The sequence below is a fragment of the Frankia canadensis genome (assembly GCF_900197875.1).
In the GTDB taxonomy this organism is placed as follows: domain Bacteria; phylum Actinomycetota; class Actinomycetes; order Frankiales; family Frankiaceae; genus Frankia; species Frankia canadensis.
This window is the reverse complement of the sequence record NZ_FZMO01000268.1, coordinates 1-17718: the sequence shown is the minus strand read 5'-3', so window position 1 is coordinate 17718 and position 17718 is coordinate 1. Positions and strand designations below refer to the sequence as shown.

20 protein-coding genes and 1 pseudogene are annotated in these 17718 nt (G+C 69.8%); 13 read left to right on the top strand and 8 right to left on the bottom strand.

What is annotated here, in order from left to right; genetic code table 11:
- The first annotated feature begins 129 nt into the window (after positions 1 to 129).
- The 3 genes from C1A33_RS20110 (at position 130) to C1A33_RS20100 (ending at position 6299) form a co-directional block, all read left to right on the top strand.
- Positions 130 to 5151: a putative adhesin gene (locus C1A33_RS20110; protein ID WP_101832984.1), complete on the top strand. Its 5022-nt coding sequence runs from the start codon at positions 130 to 132 to the stop codon at positions 5149 to 5151.
- 56 nt (positions 5152 to 5207) lie between these two features.
- Positions 5208 to 5672 (top strand): DUF7919 family protein, encoded by a 465-nt coding sequence (locus C1A33_RS20105; RefSeq protein ID WP_133150748.1) that lies wholly within the window; start codon positions 5208 to 5210, stop codon positions 5670 to 5672.
- A 177-nt stretch (positions 5673 to 5849) separates the two neighbouring features.
- The gene (locus C1A33_RS20100) at positions 5850 to 6299 is read left to right on the top strand and encodes a DUF7919 family protein (protein WP_101832982.1); all 450 of its coding nucleotides are present in this window, start codon (positions 5850 to 5852) and stop codon (positions 6297 to 6299) included.
- A gap of 60 nt (positions 6300 to 6359) precedes the next feature.
- Here the strand turns inward: C1A33_RS20100 and C1A33_RS20095 are convergent.
- Positions 6360 to 7093 (bottom strand): annotated as a pseudogene (locus C1A33_RS20095) (IS66 family transposase); the annotation flags it as partial.
- Between the two features lie 53 nt (positions 7094 to 7146).
- Between C1A33_RS20095 and C1A33_RS20090 the strand changes: the two are divergent.
- Together C1A33_RS20090 and C1A33_RS20085 are read left to right on the top strand one after the other, a co-directional pair.
- On the top strand, positions 7147 to 7503 hold the full coding sequence (locus C1A33_RS20090) for a nuclear transport factor 2 family protein (RefSeq protein ID WP_101832981.1): 357 nt from the start codon (positions 7147 to 7149) through the stop codon (positions 7501 to 7503).
- Complete coding sequence (locus tag C1A33_RS20085) at positions 7500 to 8003, top strand: NmrA family NAD(P)-binding protein (protein ID WP_101832980.1); 504 nt, start codon at positions 7500 to 7502, stop codon at positions 8001 to 8003. Before C1A33_RS20090 ends, C1A33_RS20085 begins: the two co-directional genes overlap by 4 nt.
- Positions 8004 to 8024: 21 nt before the next feature.
- On the opposite strand, the gene C1A33_RS20080 is transcribed toward C1A33_RS20085, so the two are convergent.
- Together C1A33_RS20080 and C1A33_RS20075 are read right to left on the bottom strand one after the other, a co-directional pair.
- The gene (locus tag C1A33_RS20080; protein WP_101832979.1) at positions 8025 to 8531 is read right to left on the bottom strand and encodes a MarR family winged helix-turn-helix transcriptional regulator; all 507 of its coding nucleotides are present in this window, start codon (positions 8529 to 8531) and stop codon (positions 8025 to 8027) included.
- A 493-nt stretch (positions 8532 to 9024) separates the two neighbouring features.
- Entirely contained in the window at positions 9025 to 9984 is a 960-nt protein-coding gene (locus C1A33_RS20075; protein ID WP_101832978.1) for an alpha/beta hydrolase, read from the bottom strand.
- A 129-nt stretch (positions 9985 to 10113) separates the two neighbouring features.
- Between C1A33_RS20075 and C1A33_RS20070 the strand changes: the two genes are divergently transcribed.
- Positions 10114 to 10338 (top strand): ATP-binding protein, encoded by a 225-nt coding sequence (locus tag C1A33_RS20070; protein WP_341477245.1) that lies wholly within the window; start codon positions 10114 to 10116, stop codon positions 10336 to 10338.
- Positions 10339 to 10502: 164 nt separating this feature from the next.
- Here the strand turns inward: C1A33_RS20070 and C1A33_RS20065 are convergent, their stop codons facing one another.
- Both C1A33_RS20065 and C1A33_RS38045 read right to left on the bottom strand, forming a co-directional pair.
- Positions 10503 to 10763, bottom strand: coding sequence for an aldo/keto reductase (locus C1A33_RS20065; RefSeq protein WP_279354674.1), 261 nt, complete (start codon positions 10761 to 10763; stop codon positions 10503 to 10505).
- Positions 10742 to 11113, bottom strand: coding sequence for a DJ-1/PfpI family protein (locus C1A33_RS38045; protein WP_165818481.1), 372 nt, complete (start codon positions 11111 to 11113; stop codon positions 10742 to 10744). Before C1A33_RS38045 ends, C1A33_RS20065 begins: the two co-directional genes overlap by 22 nt.
- Between C1A33_RS38045 and C1A33_RS36830 the strand changes: the two genes are divergently transcribed.
- Positions 11009 to 11458, top strand: a complete 450-nt coding sequence (locus tag C1A33_RS36830; RefSeq protein WP_423748111.1) for an ArsR/SmtB family transcription factor — start codon at positions 11009 to 11011, stop codon at positions 11456 to 11458. The two genes, C1A33_RS38045 and C1A33_RS36830, sit on opposite strands and share 105 nt — an antisense overlap.
- 4 nt (positions 11459 to 11462) lie before the next feature.
- On the opposite strand, the gene C1A33_RS20050 is transcribed toward C1A33_RS36830, so the two are convergent.
- The gene (locus C1A33_RS20050) at positions 11463 to 11813 is read right to left on the bottom strand and encodes a UBP-type zinc finger domain-containing protein (protein WP_101832975.1); all 351 of its coding nucleotides are present in this window, start codon (positions 11811 to 11813) and stop codon (positions 11463 to 11465) included.
- A gap of 155 nt (positions 11814 to 11968) precedes the next feature.
- Between C1A33_RS20050 and C1A33_RS20045 the strand changes: the two genes are divergently transcribed.
- The gene (locus tag C1A33_RS20045; RefSeq protein ID WP_101832974.1) at positions 11969 to 12289 is read left to right on the top strand and encodes a DUF7919 family protein; all 321 of its coding nucleotides are present in this window, start codon (positions 11969 to 11971) and stop codon (positions 12287 to 12289) included.
- Positions 12290 to 12396: 107 nt separating this feature from the next.
- Positions 12397 to 13377 carry an aminoglycoside phosphotransferase family protein gene (locus C1A33_RS20040; RefSeq protein ID WP_243407744.1) on the top strand — a complete coding sequence of 327 codons (981 nt, stop codon included), beginning with the start codon at positions 12397 to 12399 and terminating at the stop codon, positions 13375 to 13377.
- 53 nt (positions 13378 to 13430) lie between these two features.
- On the opposite strand, the gene C1A33_RS20035 is transcribed toward C1A33_RS20040, so the two are convergent.
- Together C1A33_RS20035 and C1A33_RS20030 are read right to left on the bottom strand one after the other, a co-directional pair.
- Positions 13431 to 13691, bottom strand: coding sequence for a Txe/YoeB family addiction module toxin (locus tag C1A33_RS20035; protein ID WP_101832972.1), 261 nt, complete (start codon positions 13689 to 13691; stop codon positions 13431 to 13433).
- Positions 13688 to 13930: a type II toxin-antitoxin system Phd/YefM family antitoxin gene (locus tag C1A33_RS20030; protein WP_243407743.1), complete on the bottom strand. Its 243-nt coding sequence runs from the start codon at positions 13928 to 13930 to the stop codon at positions 13688 to 13690. The genes C1A33_RS20035 and C1A33_RS20030 overlap by 4 nt, the downstream gene beginning before the upstream one ends.
- A gap of 306 nt (positions 13931 to 14236) precedes the next feature.
- On the opposite strand from C1A33_RS20030, the gene C1A33_RS20025 reads away from it, so the two are divergent.
- The 4 genes from C1A33_RS20025 (at position 14237) to C1A33_RS20010 (ending at position 17612) form a co-directional block, all read left to right on the top strand.
- Positions 14237 to 14467 (top strand): FitA-like ribbon-helix-helix domain-containing protein, encoded by a 231-nt coding sequence (locus C1A33_RS20025; protein WP_101832971.1) that lies wholly within the window; start codon positions 14237 to 14239, stop codon positions 14465 to 14467.
- Positions 14468 to 14481: 14 nt separating this feature from the next.
- The gene (locus tag C1A33_RS20020; protein ID WP_279354673.1) at positions 14482 to 14871 is read left to right on the top strand and encodes a type II toxin-antitoxin system VapC family toxin; all 390 of its coding nucleotides are present in this window, start codon (positions 14482 to 14484) and stop codon (positions 14869 to 14871) included.
- Positions 14872 to 15168: 297 nt separating this feature from the next.
- A complete protein-coding gene (locus C1A33_RS20015) occupies positions 15169 to 15477 on the top strand; it encodes a trypco2 family protein (RefSeq protein WP_101833003.1) in 309 nt (102 codons plus the stop codon).
- 17 nt (positions 15478 to 15494) lie between these two features.
- Entirely contained in the window at positions 15495 to 17612 is a 2118-nt protein-coding gene (locus tag C1A33_RS20010) for a S1 family peptidase (RefSeq protein ID WP_101832969.1), read from the top strand.
- Positions 17613 to 17718: the final 106 nt, after the last annotated feature.

Below are 17718 nucleotides of genomic sequence, written 5' to 3'. Positions count from 1 at the left end.
GTTTATGGTACAAGGTGGACCGTTGCCGGACGTCGACCGCCCAGGCTTTCGATCATCCTGACCCGAGCTACTGGAGGCACCGCGGTGACGCATCGCCTGATCATTCCTGGTTACTCGGCCGGTTGACCGGTGACCACCAGCGCGGCCGACCCGGACGACCTGCAGACCTTCGTCACCGACGCTGCGGCGGCACGGACCGAATTGTCAGGCGCGGTTTCGGCGGTACAGAGCCGCTACGACTCGGTGGTGTCGGCGTTCGGCTCGCAGTACACGTTGAACCATCCGGACCTGTGGGCGAAGATGTCCACCCACCTGATCGACGCCCAGGAGCGCGAGCGGTTCGTCGACAGTGTCAAGGGGGCTTTTGTCGCGGCGGACGGCGGTTCCCCAGGAACAGCGGCCGGAATAGTCACGATCAGAGATACCATGATTGCCGCCGCGCTGGCCAAGGCTGGTGTGGGCGCCCTGCCGTCAACAGCATTGACGGTGGATGCTCCGGAGATTCGGGGCCGCCCATTGGACAGCGGCTTCGCCGAGGACCCGGTGTGCACGGCCAACGGCAACCTCGTCGAGTCCGAACTGGACCTGCCGATGCCGGGAAGAGCTGCCGGCCTGGGCTGGCGGCGCACCTACAACTCACGAGCCTTCGCCGACCGCGGTGCTCTTGGTCTGGGCTGGAGCTGCTGGGCCGACACCGCTCTCGACCTCACCGCGGACGTCGTGCGGTGGCGGTCTCCGGACGGCGCGGAATCGCTGGTGCGGCGCCCGACCGCGGGCGATCCCTCCCCCATGCCGTTGCTGGGTGCCGTCCTTTATTGCCTGGCTGCCGCCCCCTCAGATTCGGCGGAGGGAAGCCCCAACGAGATCGCGCCCGCCACCGAACACCAGCCCGAACCTGACCAGCCAACGGCGCCGACCCGGGGGCCGGCGACGGATGCAGCGGCGGCCGGAGGCTTCCGTTTTGTGCGCGACGCCGGGCAGGCTTCCGAAGAGAGCTGGTGGTACGACCCCGCCGGCCGGCCGGTCCGGATCGAGTCCGGTCCCCGCGCCTGTGTGCTCGCCTGGGAGAACGACCGGCTCGTCCGGATGTCGGAGCTTCGTTCGGGCCGTTATCTGACACTGGACTGGGACACCAGCCGGGACCTCATCGTCGGGGTCCGCACCAGCGACGGCCGGTCGGTTCGCTACCGCTATGACGATGCGGCGAACCTGATCGAAGCCAGCGGCGGGCCAAGCGGCACACGAAGCTATCGGGCGCGGGCCGGCCTGTTGCTCGGAGTCGTGGATGCCGACGGTGTCGAGCTGGTCCAGACCGACTATGACGAGGCGGGCCGCGTCATCAGCCAGCGTTCCCCCGAGGGGCGGCTGACGCGTTTCCGCTACTCGGGCGGACACCGCACGATCGTCAGCGACGAATCCGGCGGCGCGATCAACAGCTACCAGCACGATCAGGCCGGCCGGCTCACGGCCGTCGTCGATGACGCCGACCACGTGACGCGCCGCAGCTTCGACGTGGCCGGCCGGCTGGTCGGCGTTCAGGAGCGTTCTGGTGCGCGCTGGGCAATGGAATATGACACCGCCGGCAACCTCATCCGGCGGACGGGCCCCGAGGATTTCGACGAATCCTTCACCTGGGACGCGGCCGGTCGTCTGCTGGCGCATAGCGATTCCGGCGGGCACGAGACCCGCTGGACCTACGCCGCGGCGTTTCGCACCCCGACCGAGATCGTCGATCCCACCGGTGGCGTCACCCGCCTGACCGTCAGCGCCGACGACCTGCCGACCTGCATCGTCGATCCGGACGGTGTGGCCTGTCACCTGCGCTGGAACGACGACGGCCAGCCCACCCGCATCTGGACCCGCGGTGGGGGGCAGACGACCTTCCGCTACGACCGGGCCGGGCGGCTGGTCGGGATGACCGGCCCGGATGGGCAGGTTCGGGACTGGGAGACCGACGCGGCCGGCCGGGTGATCCTGGAGCGTTTCGCCGGGCTGACGCGCCAGTTCGGTCACACCCCCGCCGGCCGTCCCGAGACCTACGTGGACGCGGCCGGGAGCCGGTGGCAGTCGGCCCATGGCCCGTCGGGCCGTGTCAGCGAGGTGGTCGATCCGCTCGGTTCGACCGTGCGCTTCGACTACGACCGGTTCGGTAACACCAGCCAGGTCGTGGCACCAGACGGGAACGCGTTCACGTTCGCCCACGACGGCCTGAGCCGTCTGGTCGCCGTCACCGATCCGGCCGGCGCGACCTTGCGGCGTGGCTACGACGCCGACGGTCACGAGACCACCGGTACCAGCGCGGCCGGCGCCGGTTGGCGCCATGAACACGACGGACGCGGTCGCCTGGTCGCGATCACTGGGCCGGGCGGTCAGACCTGGCAGCGGACCTACGACCGCGTGGGACGGCTTGTCAGCCAGACCGATCCAACCGGCGCGCGCACCCATCACGAGCATGATGCGGCCGGGCGGCTCGTCAGGGTCGTTGATCCCGCCGGTAACCAGACCTCCTACGTCTGGACGCCGGGCGGACGCCAGGCCGCCATCACCTCACCGTCCGGGCGGACCATCACCTATCGCTACGACCGGGCAGGACGGCTCGCCGAGACGCGCCTGCCCTCCGGTGCCACCGAGCGCTACCAATGGGACGCGGCTGGTCGGCTCAGCGCCCTCGTCCGTCCGGACGGGCGCACCATGCGCTGGGAGTACGACCGTCTGGGCGCCGTCTCGGCGATCACCGGCCCGTCCGGCGGCCGCGTGGTCGCCGAGAACACCCCACTCGGCCTGCCAGCCCGGCTCACCCTGGCCGGCGGCGCCACCTACCGCTACCGCTATGACGCCCGCGGGGCACTGACCGAGATCACCGACCCCCGCGGCGTCGTCAGCTCCTATCACTACGACCTGCGCGGACGGCTGGCGTCCTGGACCGATCCTCTCGGTGGCACCACGCGCCTCGGCTACGACCCCGTCGGCCGGCTGGCGACCCGCAGCGATCCGCTGGGCCGGACCACGACCATCAGCCGCGATGCCGACGGCCTGCTCCACACCGTTCAGCACGCCGATGGCTCGGGCGCGCGCATCTGGCGAGATCGGGCCGGGCGGATCACCGGCCGCGGACCACTCACGGCCGACACCTCGCAGATCACCTACGACTACGATCCCGCCGGTCGTCTCCTCCGTGCCCGCGAGGGCGGCGGCCGTGATGTCCGGCTGCGCTACGACTCCGTCGGCCGGCTGACCCGTCGCACCACCGCCGCCGGAACCATCGCCTGGGACCATGATCCTGACGGCCGTGTCACCACCGTGGGAGTCCCCGGCGCGCCCGGCCTGCGCTACCAGTACGCCGCCGACGGCGATCTTGATGCCGTCATCGACCCGGACCGGGGCCGGCTGCGCGTGCCCTCCCGGACCGCGGCCACCCAGGCCGGGGAACGCGACGCCGACGGCCGTCTTGTCCGAACCACCGTGGCGGGCCAACCGGTTCGCTTTGCCTACGACGCGGCCGGGCAGCTCATCCAGGCTGACGGCCCCTGGGGTCAACACCGCTACCGCTGGGACCTCGGCGGGCGCCTGATCACCGAAGAACGGTCTCGGGCTGGTGGCACGACGACGACCCAGACCAGACAGGCCCACTACGACGCCGCCGGCCAACTGACCGAGACCCTCGACACCGCCGAGGGTGAAAAGCGGATCCGTACCGTCTACACCTACGACGCGGCCGGCCGCCGCCGCACCGAACGGCGCAGCGACGGCCGCACCGTCAGCTACGACTGGGACGACCTCGGGCGTCTGGACGCTGTCCATCGCACCGGCGCCAGCACGACCCGGCTCGTCACCGACGCTGGTGGCGCTCCGATCGCCGTGGGCGGCACCCCCGTGCTGTGGGACTCCCTCGCCGGGCCGGGCCACGCCCGCCGACTCGGCGATCGATGGGTCACGCCGGAGACACAGCCACCTGGCGCCCAGGGTCCCCATGACCCCTGGGGCGAGACCACGCCGGCCACCGATCCGGCCACCGAGCAGGGTGCGACGATCGGGTTTCGGGGCGAGCTCGCGGTGAACGGTCTCGTCTGGCAACGCGAACGCGTCCTGGACCCGGCGACCCGTTCGTTCCTGTCGACAGATCCGCTTCCGCACGTACCCGGCATGCCCGGCGCCGCCAACCCGTATCAGTACGCCTGGAACAATCCGGTCGGCTTCCTCGATCCCACCGGCCAGCGCCCACTCACCGACAGTCAATACCAGGACTACCTCTCCCAGCAGCGCGCCGGTGTCTTCGAGAAGGCCTGGACGAACATCCGGGAGGACCCCTGGGGTTCGTTGGCCGCTGTGGGGGTCGTCGCCACCGGCGTCGGTCTGTGTTTCGTGCCCGGCGGCCAAGCCATCGGCGCCGGCATTCTCGTCGGGGCCGCCACGTCCGGCGGCATCGGCCTGGTCACGGGCCACTTCGATCCCCGCGCCGTGGCCATTGGCGGCATCGCCGGAGCGGTCGGCGGCGGCGTCGGCCAGGGCACCACCCGACTGCTGTCCGCCGGTGGTTCCTATCTCGCCGCTGCCGGCTCGGGCGCGGCAGCCGGCGGCGCCGAGGACCTCGCCGCCCAACAACTCGCCCACCCCGGCCACGTCAACCTCACCGAGCTGACCATCAGCAGCGCCACGGGCGGCCTCGCCGGCGCCGGCGGCCGCGCCTTCGCCCACCGGGCGCCTTTCACGCAGGGTGGTCTCGGGATCGACCACGTCACCCCGCCTGCCACAGAAGGGATTGATCTACTCCCGGCACCGCCTCGGCCCGTGTTCGCCGGCCACGGGGCGATCCGGCCCGGCGATCCCTCGACCGTCACCATCCCCGAAGGCACCAGCCTGACGATGTACATTCGACATGGTATGCCGATATCCGATCAGCTCGGATATGCCATCGAGACAAATGATATTGCGACCATGAAATACTTTGAGGGGGCGGGCATAAACCACTATGAAAAGTTCGTCTACCCCGCCGGCAGCAGTATTCCCGATTATTCGCTCATACCTGGCCCGGACCTCCACATAGCCCCCACCTCCAGAACGGTGGACAGGTCGACACGGCTATCCGAACTCCTGGAACCAAATATGGGTGATTGGCACTGGGCTGCCTGCCGAGTTGTCGAGGACTGGTAGGGAACATCGAAGGGGAGAGACCAGCACCGCCCGCCAGGGACACCAGAGGAAACGACATGGAAGGCTATTCAGTGCCATACCTGCCGGATCTCACTCCATACCCGAATCTTGAAGACATGTCGAGGAACTTTGGCTGGCCACCGCCCGGCACTTCGGCGCTCACGGTCGGCTGGCTGGCACCCGAGCACAACTTCCCGACCGCCTTTCCCGAGAGTTCTTTCCTCGATTCCCTCTTCTATCTCTGCGCCCACCACTCGATCCTGCGCACCAGGGGCTTCCACAGCTGTGCGCTGCCGCACACCGCTAAGCCAGCCGCCCCCTACCCCGCCCGTCGCGGCGGCGAAGAAGCGTGGCTCGGCAGCGCTGAGATCAGCGTGGTCGCCGCCGATGGAAAACTGCTCTTCGCACCGAACCTGGTTTTTCATTACGTCGAAGAACACCACTACCAGCCACCCGACATCTTCATCGAAGCGGTACTTGCCGGCAGGACCGTCGTCCTACCGACGAACTTTCTACTCTAGCCTCACCGGGATACGTTCGCCCTGTCAATTACCAGGGCGAACCATAGCTGCTGCGAAATTCGCTCTGCCCGGCGACTGGGCTGGCATCCGGCGCCCCAGCGGCCACGGGCGCGTCCGCCGCCAGCGTGTCCGTTCCCGTGGCCGTCGACTCGTAGGGACGACGCTAAAGGCTCTTCAATGCCATACCTGCAGGATCTCGCAACACACCCGCGATTCGATGCGATATGCAGGATCAAGGGCTGGCCGCCGCCTGGGACTCCGGCGCTCACGGTCGGCTGGCTGGCGCCCGAGCACGAATTCCCGACCGCACTTCCCGACGGCGCCTTCCTCGACGCCCTGTTCTATCTCTGCGCCCACCACTCCATCATCCGTACCCGGGGATTCCACAACTGCCTGCTACCACACGCCACGATGACAGCCCCCATCTGCATCGCCCATCGAGGGGGCGAAGAAGCACGGCTCGGCAGCGCCGAGATCGGTGTGGTCGGCGCCGGCGGGGAACTGTTGCTCGCGCCGAACCTGGTGTTCCACTACGTCGAGGGACACCACTACCGACCACCCGACATCTTCATCGAAGCGGTGCTCGCCCGCAGGGCCCTCGTCCTACCGGCGGATATTCCGCTCTAGTGGTCGCGCCCGTTGTTTCGTCGAGGCCCGCGCGTCCGGCTTAACCACCTGGAAAGTAGTGGGCGGTAGCCAGAGACCAGTTGCGAAGAGGCGTTCGAGGACGTCGCGGGTGTTCAGGCCCCATTGGCGGCGGTCGATAGATAGGACTGCACGACGGCGAAGTCGACGAGGCCGGCCAGGGTCCGCCAGCACCCACCGGAGGTTCGTTGCTGAACCTTGACCGGCCTGACGGCGCGCTCCGCTTGGTTGTTAGAAAACGGCACGGTCGGGTCGACGACGAACCGGAGGATCATGTCCTCCTCGCGGCGCATCCGGCGGATCAGCGTGCGGGCGTCGTGGGCGAGCGAGGACAGGTCGCCGTGGTTGTCGGTCTCACCGCGGGCGAGCGCGTCGCGATAGTGGTTGCGGATGAAGGCGACGGCCTCGGGCGCGAGTGCGTTCTGCGCGGTGTCGCGGGCGTCGCACGCGGCGTGGTGGGCGTCGAGCAGCGTCGTCGCCATCGCCTCGGCCCACAGCTGCCCGTCGGGGTCGCCGTCGTGGATGGACCGCAGGTCACGCAACGTGTGAGCACCGCACCACGCGTGCAGCGGAGGCGGCGGTTCGACGATCTGGTGGCGCCGCGTCGTGGCCCGCGGCGCCCCGGCCAGCGGGAATCCGCAGTCCCCGCATAGCGACGGGTCGGCCGTGCGGATCCCGTCCGGGTCATCGACCATCGCGCGGGTCGTCCCCGCCATGCCGGGCTGCTTGCCCTTCGGCCGGCCCGTCGAGGTCCGCGACGACCGGGGCTTGGCCTTGACCGCCTATCACGATTAGATGACACTTCACGTAAGACGAGAATGGGAGAACCATGTCCGACGAGATCGAGTCGCTGATGAAGGCGAACCTGCACGAAGTCTTCGGCGAGCGCGACCCGCTGCTGCGCGCCGCAGCGGTCGAGCGCACCTACACCGAAGACGTCGTCTTCGCCGACCCGGAAGAGGTCGTCGTGGGGCGCGAAGCCCTGAACGCCAAGGCGCAGAGGCTGCTCGACGAAGCACCCGGTTTTGCGTTCACCGAAGGCGGACCCATCTTCGTCAACCACGATCTCGGCTTCCTGGCCTGGCACTTCGGACCCGAAGGGCAGGCGCCGGCCGCGAGAGGCATGGACATCTGCCTCGTCGAGAACGGGCTCATCGCGAAGGTCTACACGATCATCACCCCGTGATCGAGCGTGGCAGCGCGGTGACGGTGCGAACCGACCTGCGGGACGTCGCTTCGCGTGGCTCGAGAGTGAATCTGACGGTGATCAGGCCGGTGTTCTTCATGGACAACCTGATCAACTGGTCTCCGGTCTCCGGCGACGACCGGCAACGGGTGTTTCGGTATCCGTTGCTCCCCGGTGTCCCGTTGCAGATGATCGCGGTCGAGGACATCGGGGAGATCTGCGCGACGGCTGTCATGGACGCAGGGAAGATTCCCCACGGAAGCCTGGAGATCGGCGGAGACGAGCTCACCGCCGAGGAGATCGCTGAGGCATTGCAGGCCGAGTCCGGTGTGCCGACGCGGTTCGAGGCGGACCGGATAGATGAGATCGAGGACGATGATCAGAGAGCCATGTACGAGTGGTTCGGCAAGCCACCGTCGTACGCCGCGGACTTCGGCACCACCGCCCGGTTGCGGCCATCGGTGATGCGGCTGCCGGAGTTTCTTGCACGGCAACGATGACGGGGACAACCGCAACGTGGATCATGGGTGGTCGGCGGGGCGCGGCAATGTGCCGTGTGCAATGAGGTTGTCGTAGATCTGCTCGAACAACTCGGCGAGTTGCCGGGTTCGCCGACTGTCGAGCGGTTCGAGGAACATCGTCCGCACGAGCTCGACGTGACTGGAAGACGCCGCGGCGAGCGTGCCGCGCCCTGCAGATGTCAGCGACACCACGGTGACCCGCTTGTCGGTCTCGCTGACTGTGTTCTCGACCAGGCCCCGGTCGGCCATGCGGCGGATGTGGTGACTGACTCGGCTGCGCTCCCACCCGATGCGGATGGCCAGATCGGAAACCGAGAGAGTCGCGTGCTCGTCGCTGATCAAGGCCACGAGAACGTCGAAATCGGCGAGGGAGAGCCCATGCTCGGCCCGCAGCTGACGATTCATCTCGTACCGTAACCGCAAGTGCACCTTCATGTACGCGTACCAGGCGCGGGTTTCGTCGTCCGAGAGCAAGGCGAACGGCGACTCCGGTGCGATCTCGTGCATGAGGATGCGACCCTCCTCTGTGCTCTCGTCCCAGCGCCTGCTGCCTGCTCGACGATAGCGCAAGCGGGCGCCTCAGTCGGCTCGGGCAAGGTCGCATCGGCGCGACGAATGCTCGAGGGAGCCGAACGCGATGCCACCTGGTTGAGGTCACCAGATCTGGACATGCTGGTGCAGCGATGCTGAGCATTGCTCGCCGAAGGCAACCAGGTCGCCATCCATTTTGAAGCGTCGCTCGAGCGGGGACGCGATGGGCTGGCAGTACTGGAACAGGCACGGACCCAACTGGCTTACGGCCGGTGGCTGCGCCGGGAACGACGTGTGCCCGAGGCTCGAGAGCAGCTGTCCGCGGCGCTGTGTCGAGGTGCTGACCCGTGTCGAAGGCCGAGGTCGCGCAAACCCGTGATCGTCATCGACCTCGACGCGGGACGGCCAGGCAAGCGGCTGGTTACAGGTGTGAGCCCGCGGAACGGCCCAAGCCTGTAACCGGCGCCCCTCAGGCGGTGCCGAGTACGCCGGCGAGGAAGCCGATGCCTTGCGTGATCGCCGCTTGCGCGGCACGGCTGCCACGCAACGGGTTGAGCCCGACGAAGTCATGCACGATGCCCTGGTAACGCACCGCGGTGACCGGCACACCGGCCTCGCGCAGCTTGGCCGCGTACGCCTCACCCTCGTCGCGCAGCACGTCGGCCTCGCCGACGATGACGAACGCCTCGGGAAGGCCCGCCAGATCGTCGGTCGTCGCCCGCAGCGGCGATGCGGTGATCTCGGCGCGCTGCGCCGGGTCGGTGGTGTACTGGTCCCAGAACCACTGCATGCCCTCGCGGGCGAGGAAATAGCCGGTCTCGAACTGGTGGTAGGAGCCGGTGTCGAAGCTTGCGTCGGTCACCGGGTAGAACAACAGTTGGCCGGCGAAGGAGATGCCACCGCGCTGCTTGGCCAGGATCGTGGTGACTGTGGCCATGTTGCCGCCCACCGAGTCGCCCGCGACGGCGACCCGGCTGGCGTCCAGGCTCTGCGTGGCACCGTGGGTGTGGATCCATTCCGCCGCGGCGTAGATCTGCTCGATCGCGGTCGGGTACTTCGCCTCGGGCGAGAGGCTGTAGTCCGGGAACACCACGGCCGCCCCGGTCCCGGTCGCGAGTTCGCGGATCAGCCGGTCGTGGGTCTGCGGCCCGCCGAAGACCCAGCCGAGGCCGTGAACATAAAGGATGACGGGCAGGTCACCGGTCGCGCCGGCCGGGCGGACGATCCGGATCGGCACAGTGCCGGTCGGGCCGCCGGTGATCGTCAGGTCGGAGATGTCGGCGTCGGGCACCTGGCCGGGATTGGCCTGCACGCTGTCGACGATCTTGCGGCCCTCTTCCGGGGAGATCTGGTATAGGAACGGGGGCGTGGAGTTCGCGTCGGCGAAGGCCTGGGCGACCGGTTCGAGGACGGGCTTGGGCTCAGTCATCGATGTTCTTTCTCTCGTGGCGCCGAATTCCGGAGTGGTGTGGTGCTGACGTGTCGTGGCCTGCCCCAACAGCCGGCGGCGCCGACTTTGTCCTCATGCGGGACAGCTGGGAAGAACGGATGACGTCTCCTGATCGGCCGCTCGTCGGAAATGTCGGTGCTGACTCATCTGATCGACATGATGACGGCCACGGGGCAGGCCGTCATCATCGCCGGTGAGGCGGGGATCGGCAAGACGATGCTGGCCGAGGCCGCTGCCCGGGCGGATCACCGCAGCCCGCCACCACCTCGCCGCGGCGAGTGCGGCTTTCGAGGATGCCGGGGGGCGGGGCTGGGCGGCGCGGGCGGACGCTGAGCTCACCGCCGCCGGCGGCACGCCCGCCACCGTCTCCCCAAGGATCGGAGGTCGGGACGAGCTCACTCCGCAGGAGCTGCAGATCGCATCGTTGGCCGCCGAAGGGTTGACCGTGCTCGACGAGCCGGCCGACGTCTGAGCCGGCAGGGCGGACACTGTGCCGATCACGCGTGCATCCGGGCCAAGCCGGCCTCGGTGTCCCGTTCACCGGCGACCCCGGTTTCGATCACCGCGCGCCGGAGGGCGGTGAGGTGGTCCGCGGTCAGCACCAGGTCGACGGCCGCGGCGTTCTCGTCGAGGCGCGAGCGGTGCCGGGTGCCGGGGATCGCGACCGCGCCCTGGGCCTGAACCCACGCGAGCGCGACCTGGGCGGGCGTGGCCTCCTTGGCCGCGACGATCCGCCTCACCTGGTCGACGACCCGCAGGTTCGCCTCGATCGCCTCCGGCTGGAACCGGGGCAGTGTTCACGACGCTCGTCGAGCACCTCGAGAAGGTGGTGCATCTGCACCGGCATGTCCCCCGGTTTACGGGCGGTGATGAACTGTCCGTCCTCCACGGTCGGCTCGTCGACGTAGGTGGCGCCGGCGGCGCGTATCTCGGGGGCGACGTCCCGCCAGGACGTCATGCGGCGGCCTTCGGCCAGCCCGGCGCTGATGAGCACCTGGGGTCCGTGGCACAGCGCGGCCACCGGCCGACCGGTTGCCGCGGATTCACGGACGAAGTCCAGCGCCGCCTCGTTCCTGCGCAACTCGCCGGGGGCGAGGCCACCCGGCACGAACAGGGCGTCGTAGTCCTGCGCTTGCGCGCTTTCCCGGAGCCCGAGCAGGACCGGATCGACTTCGTCTCGGTGCTGAAGGCGCTGGCCGATCCGGTGCGGCTGCGGATCCTGCGCACCCTGGCCGACGACCGCTACCACCCCTGTTCCGTGCAGGAGTACGAGCTGGACCTCCACAAGTCCACGCTGTCGCACCGCTTCAGGACGTTGCGCGAAGCAGGGGTCACCTCGACGCGGGTGCGGGGCCGGGAGCACGCCGTCCAGCTGCGGCGAGACGACCTCGATGCCCGCTTTCCGGGCTTGCTCGGCAGCGTGCTCGCCGCGGCCGCGGACATCGACGCCTGACCGGTCACCGGTGCAGGTGCTCGGCCCAGTCACCGGGCACCCGCGCGGCCGGGCCCGGCACGCCCTGGCTCAGCGGACGGTGCTCGGGAGCGGCGAGCGCGGGGCCGCTTTCGTACATGACCTGCTCGCCGTAGTCCCAGAACCACTTCTCGCCCGGCTCGAAGCTGCGCACGAACCGGTGACCGGTGGCCGCGGCGTGCCCACTGGCGTGCTGGTTGGGCGAGGAGTCGCAGCAGCCGACGCGTCCGCACTCGGCGCACCGCCGCAGGTGGAACCACCAGCTGGGCGGGTTCATGGCTTCGCAGTCGGCGCAGCCCGTGCCGCTCGGCGGCACCGCGGGGTCGATTCCCTCCATGGGGCTCCTTCACTCGGAACTCCGGCGCGCGGGCAGATCGCGGCCGGAGTGGTCAACGTAGGTCAGCGTGGCTGAGAGGTCGAGCCGCGGGCAGGTCCTCGCCGCGTCGCTCATCGCCGGGTCTGCTGCTCGGCCGGGGTCAGCCGCAGGAGGTTGTGACCGAGCAGCGGTCCGGCAGGCACCTGGTGCAGCCGGCCACGATCCGGGGATTCCACAACTGCCTGCTACCACACGCCACGATGACAGCCCCCATCTGCATCGCCCATCGAGGGGGCGAAGAAGCCCGGCTCGGCAGCGCCGAGATCGGCGTGGTCGGCGCCGAGATCGGCGTGGTCGGCGCCGGCGGGGAACTGTTGCTCGCGCCTAACCTGGTGTTCCACTACGTCGAGGGGCATCACTACCGGCCACCCGACATCTTCGCCGAAGCGGTGCTCGCCCGCAGGGCCGTCGTGCTACCGGCGGATATTCCATTCTAGTGGTCATGTGGTCGCGGCCGCCTGTGCGGGAGGAGTTGCGGGCTGATCTGGGGGCGCCTCGGCGGGTGCGTCGTCTACGCAGCAGCCCGCGGTCGCGGGTGTGGCGGGTGGAGCTGGCCGGTGTCGGCGGGCGTGCCGTGGTCAAGCAGTTCGTCGACGCGCCGCGGGCAGCCGAGCGGTACGCCCGCGAGGTGGCCGCGCTGAGACTCGCGTCCCAGGTCACCCCGCCGGTGGCGCCCAGACTCCTCGGCACCGACCCGGCCCGGCGCCTCCTCATCGTCGAACACGTGCAGCCCGGACGACCCGGCGAGGACTGGGTGGTCGGCTACGCCGAGGCGCTGGCACGGCTCCACTCCTGCGCCAGGGCGGCGGATCCGGGTGCGCTCCCGGCCTGGTCCGGACCGACCGAGCCCGACGTCGACGCCTTCGTCGCCCTCGCCGATGCTCTCGGTGTCACCCCGCCAGCGGGGACGCGCGCCGACCTGTACGGCCTGGTCGAACGGCTGACCCGCCCGCCAGGGCTGGCCGACGCTCCACGCCTGACCAACACCCCGGGCCTGGCCCTGCTGCACGGCGATCCCTGCCCGGGCAACGATCTGCACACGAGTGACGGCATCCGGTTCATCGACTTCGAGCAGGCGTCCCTCGGCAACGGCCTCGTCGAGCTCGCCTACCTGCGCATCGGATTCCCGACCTGCTGGTGCGCCACCGCTCCGCCGCCCCGACTACTGGCCGAGGCCGAGGCCGCCTACCGCGCTACCTGGCACCACCACACCAGAACCGACGTCCCGGACGATCTGACCGACGCCTGCGCCGGCTGGCTGCTACGCGGCGACTCCCTCGTACAGCTTGCGCACCGCGGGACCCGCGACCACCTCGCCACGATCCCGCACCGCGACTGGCGCTGGGGCACGGCGACCGCCCGCCAGCGCCTCGCCCACCGCCTCGCGGTCGTCCACCACCTGACCGTGCACGAGGGCGGGCACGACGGACTGCGCCAGCTCACCGCGGCCATGCACGACGCCCTCAGAACCCGCTGGCCCTCACTTCGGTCCCTCCCCCAGCAGCGCCCACGGCGGGCGCGGTGAACCACCACGCTGGCCGAGGGTCGAATCCCGCTGGGCAGGTCCGGGCACGCGAACTACCGGCCATAGTGATATCGGCACTGGGCGACCCGAATCTCGTCTCCGGTCGTCCGGTAGACAAGACGATGCTCGTCGTTGATGCGGCGAGACCAGTACCCCTGGAACCCGTGTTTCAGGGGCTCCGGCTTACCGATTCCCTCGTTGCCGTTCCGGGCGATGTCCTGGATCAGAGCGTTGATGCGGCGAAGGATCTTACGGTCCTGCCCCTGCCACCACACATAGTCATCCCAGGCGTTCTCGTCCCAGACGATCTTCATTCCACCAGATCCCGCACGGTTCCGCCACCGCTCTCAAGCCGGTCGATGGCGGTGAGCAGGCGCCGCGCGTTCTCCGGGCTGCGGAGTAGGTAGGCCGTCTCCTTGAGCGACTGGTAGTCGTCGAGGGAGACGATGACCACGGGCTCGTGGCCAGCTCGCGTGATCACGACTTCCTCCCGGTCCTGCACCACGCGGTCGAGCGTCTCGGCGTAACGTGCGCGCGACTCCGAGTACGTCATCGTCCTCATCGAGCCTCCCGAGCTCTCGGCCACTTGTACAGGAAATCGTACGTCACGTCGGCGTTCATGTCGCGGGCGATCACAACCGGTCCATCACGGCGCCGCAGAGATCGCATCCCCTGCGTTGCCAACGTCGCGATCCTCGCCGCGAGGCGGGTCATGGCAGCGTTACGGCAGTCTGTGTCGCGAATTCCGGGGCAAAGCGGACAGGGAACCCGGGGTTCGCGACACGGTGCCGCCGTTCCCCGCATCAGCGAACCTCGACGTGTGCCTGCATAACGCAGGCACACGGGCTAGGGTGCGACCATGACGGCGATCACCATCCGGGACGTGCCCGAGGCGACCCTCGAAGCGCTGAAGGCCAAGGCCGCGGAGGGTGGACGCAGCCTGCAGGCGTACCTCCTCGACCTGGTGACGCGGGAGGCACGCACGCCCACGTTGGCGAGCATGATGGCCCGTCTTGACGCCACGACCGCGTCCGAGGTCGCCACGTCGGACATCCTCGCGGCGATCGACGAGGGCCGGGCGAGCCGTTGAACCGCGACGCGGCGGTGATCGACTGCTCGGCTCTGGTGAGGACCCTGACGGACCACGGCGATGCCGGTGCCGCCGTCCGGCGCCGACTCGCCGGGTTGATCTCGCTCGCGGCGCCGAGCCTGCTCGACTACGAGGTCCTCTCGGCCCTGTACGGGATGCGCCGAGGCCGCCGGCTGACCGAGCGGGAAACCACCAGAGCCATCACCGACTACCAGGTGCTACCGCTCGAACGGCACGAGACCTTCGCACTGTGGCGGCGGGTCGGCGAGCTGCACCACAACCTCAGCGCGTACGACGCGCAGTACGTCGCGCTCGCCGAGGCGCTCGGCCTACCCCTGATCACCAGCGACGCCCGCATCGCCCGCAGCGGCGCGGCCTCCTGCCCCATCGAGGTCTTCGGCTAGCTCAGGTGCGGAGTTGTGATCTCCAGGTCCCGTCCCCTCGGCCGGCGGCCGCACCCCCAGCCACCGTCACCCGGAGCGGCCATGATCAGCACCGGCCGCCAGCCGGTCACGTAAGCCACATCTCGGACGAACCACGCGCAGGTAGGAGGCCATCGCACGGCGACGCGAGCCACATCCTGTGGCCAGCTGTCGTCCTATCCGATCGGAGCGTCACCCTGACTCCGTTCGGGGTTGTCGACTGGCTTGTTGTGGTGATGTGCGAGCATTCGGTCACCTGTTTCGGTGATCGGGGATGTCGTGACGGATGAGCCGTGGGTCGGGCTGGCTGAGGCGGTCGGGGCGCTGCGGGCCGAGCTGGAGGCGGCGGCGGACGCGGCGGGGGATCATCCGCGGTTCCGGTTCGAGGTCGAGCCCGTCGAGCTGGAGTTCGCGCTCGAGGTTCGCCGGGACGGCGCCGGCGAGGCCGGGGTGCGGTTCGGGGTGGTCACCCTCGGCGGCAAAGGCGGAGTGTCCGCCGCGTCCACGCACCGGCTCAAGCTGGTACTGAAGCCGCAGGATGGTGCCACCGGCGGTCCGGCCCGCATCCGGGATCGGGAACGCGGCTGAGTCGTCGGGGTCCGGCGATGGGGGCGGGGGTGCCGTCCGGGCGGGTCGTCGCCGTCCGGGCGCGGCTGTCCGACGAGGAGGTGTCGGTCGGCTCCGGCGTGCTCGTGTCGGACCGGCTGGTCCTCACCGCGGCCCATGTGATCGCGGAGCCGGGCGGCCGGGTGCTGGGCCCGCTGGAGGTGCGGCTGTCCGGCTCGGCCCGCTGGTGGCCCGCGACGGTCTCCTGGGCCGACCTGTCCGACGCGATGGATGTCGCGGTTCTCCGCGTCGGCGCCGAGGGCGACGGATGGGAGCCGCCCGCGCTGCCGCCGGTGCGGTTCAGCCGGCTGACTGGCCTGGCCGGCCAGGTGGACTGCGAGGCACAGGGCTTCCCCCGCAGCCTGAAGGACGGCGAGGAGCGGGTCCGGGACCATGCGACCGGCCCTGTCAACCCGGGGGTGGATGAGCAGGGTCGGCGCTACGACGTGCTGATCCGCGAATTCCCCGCGGAACCGCCGCCCCGCTCGGGCCAGTCATCGCCCTGGTCGGGTATGTCGGGTGCGGGCCTGTTCGCGGACGGGCTGCTCCTCGGCATCCTCACCCTGCGCACCGGCGGTTTCGGGGAGCGTCGCCTGCGCGCGACCCCGCTGCGGGTCCTCGCCGCCGACGCCGCGTTCCGCGACGCGCTGACCGGCGGGCGGCCGCTGGCGCTGGAGTCGGTGGAGCTGCACCGCCTGTTCACGGAGACGATCGACGACTGGGGCGACTCCCCCGCCCTGCTGCTGCACCCCCTGCGCGCGGTCGTCGGCTTCTACGGCCGCCACGACGAACGCCGCGCCCTCACCTCCTGGTGCGTGCCCTCGACCGAGCCGGCCACCAGGGTCCCGGGCACCACTGCCAAGGTGCAGGCGCTGACCGGACCGGGCGGCCAGGGCAAGACCCGCCTCGCCGAGCAGGTCTGCGCGGATCTGGCCGCCGCTGGCTGGGTCGCCGGCTTCCTCGCCGCCGACGCCACCACCGACCAGATCACCATCCTGGCTGACACCAACACGCCCGTGCTGATCGTCGTCGACTACGCCGACACCCGCCACGACCAGACGCACGCCCTGCTCCGGATCCTGCGGCAGCGGACCGCGGCGCCCGTGCGGGCGCTGCTGCTGGCCCGCTCCGCGTCGAGGGACAGCGGTTGGTGGGCCCAGCTCCGCTCGCAGTTCCCGGACCTGTGCGCCACCGTCGAACCCCGACCTCTGCCGCCCCTGCAGCCGGACGGCACCCGCGCCGACGCCTTCCACCATGCCGCGATCGACCTGGCCACCGTCTGGGCACGAACGGACTCCACCGCCGACTGGCCGACCATCGCCCGCAGGCTTCCCGCCCCTCGCGATCTGGACGCCAACCGGTACGCCCTGGCTCTCACCCTGCAGATGGCCGCACTGACCGCTCTGCTGCAGGCCGGCCCCCGGCCCGTCGAGGCCAGCGCCGGCGACGATGTCGCGGATGTGCTGCTCGGCCACGAGCAGCGCTACTGGACGGCCAGCGCCACCGCCCGCGGCCTGGCACCCCGCTTTCCGGATGTCCTGCTGCGCTGGGCCGTCGTCACCGCCGCCCTGTGCGGCGCCGCGGACCGCGCCGAGGCGGTGGACACCGTCGGCCGGCTCGCCGACCTCCGCGAGGAGCCACCCGCCTCGCGACTCACCCTCGCCGAGTGGCTGCACCACCTCTACCCGGCAGCCGACGACCGCTACTGGGGAGCCCTGCAACCGGACCGCATCGCCGAACATCTCGTCAGCCACACGCTCACCGCCGGCAGCGACCCCTACCCCCAGCTCGCCACCGACGTTCTCGCCACCGCGCGCCCCCGCCAGCTGACTCAGGCGCTCATCGTCCTCGCTCGCGCCGCCGCCCACCAGAACGGCGTTCCCGCCCTCCTCGCCGGCCTCCTCACTCAGCCACCGATCAGCTCCGCCGTCACCCAGCTCCCCCTGCATGACCTGACCGCGATTCTGGACGCCTTCCCCAACTTCTCCCTGCGCCTCACCGACACCGCCGCCACCCTCACCGGCCTCACCATCGACCAGCTACGCCGCAACACTGACCAGCCGCCCGACCTCGCACGCCAGTTGAACAACCAGTCCGTCCGCCTGGCCGACCTTTGAGGCGCCCCGAGAATTCCGGGCAGTCGATCTAATAGACTGTACACGGAATGGAGTGTGTGCCACATGGCTGAACGTCGCAGGAAATTCTCCCCGGAGTTCCGCGAGG

Excerpts from the sequence above, each read along its gene's own strand:
- C1A33_RS20075 (WP_101832978.1), bottom strand. The coding sequence starts at position 9,984 with ATGACTGAGCCCAAGCCCGTCCTCGAACCGGTCGCCCAGGCCTTCGCC.
- C1A33_RS20030 (WP_243407743.1), bottom strand. The coding sequence starts at position 13,930 with ATGACGTACTCGGAGTCGCGCGCACGTTACGCCGAGACGCTCGACCGC.
- C1A33_RS20100 (WP_101832982.1), top strand. The coding sequence starts at position 5,850 with ATGCCATACCTGCAGGATCTCGCAACACACCCGCGATTCGATGCGATA.
- C1A33_RS20025 (WP_101832971.1), top strand. The coding sequence starts at position 14,237 with ATGACGGCGATCACCATCCGGGACGTGCCCGAGGCGACCCTCGAAGCG.
- C1A33_RS20050 (WP_101832975.1), bottom strand. The coding sequence starts at position 11,813 with ATGGAGGGAATCGACCCCGCGGTGCCGCCGAGCGGCACGGGCTGCGCC.
- C1A33_RS20090 (WP_101832981.1), top strand. The coding sequence starts at position 7,147 with ATGTCCGACGAGATCGAGTCGCTGATGAAGGCGAACCTGCACGAAGTC.
- C1A33_RS20105 (WP_133150748.1), top strand. The coding sequence starts at position 5,208 with ATGGAAGGCTATTCAGTGCCATACCTGCCGGATCTCACTCCATACCCG.
- C1A33_RS20080 (WP_101832979.1), bottom strand. The coding sequence starts at position 8,531 with ATGCACGAGATCGCACCGGAGTCGCCGTTCGCCTTGCTCTCGGACGAC.
- C1A33_RS20010 (WP_101832969.1), top strand. The coding sequence starts at position 15,495 with ATGGGGGCGGGGGTGCCGTCCGGGCGGGTCGTCGCCGTCCGGGCGCGG.
- C1A33_RS20035 (WP_101832972.1), bottom strand. The coding sequence starts at position 13,691 with ATGAAGATCGTCTGGGACGAGAACGCCTGGGATGACTATGTGTGGTGG.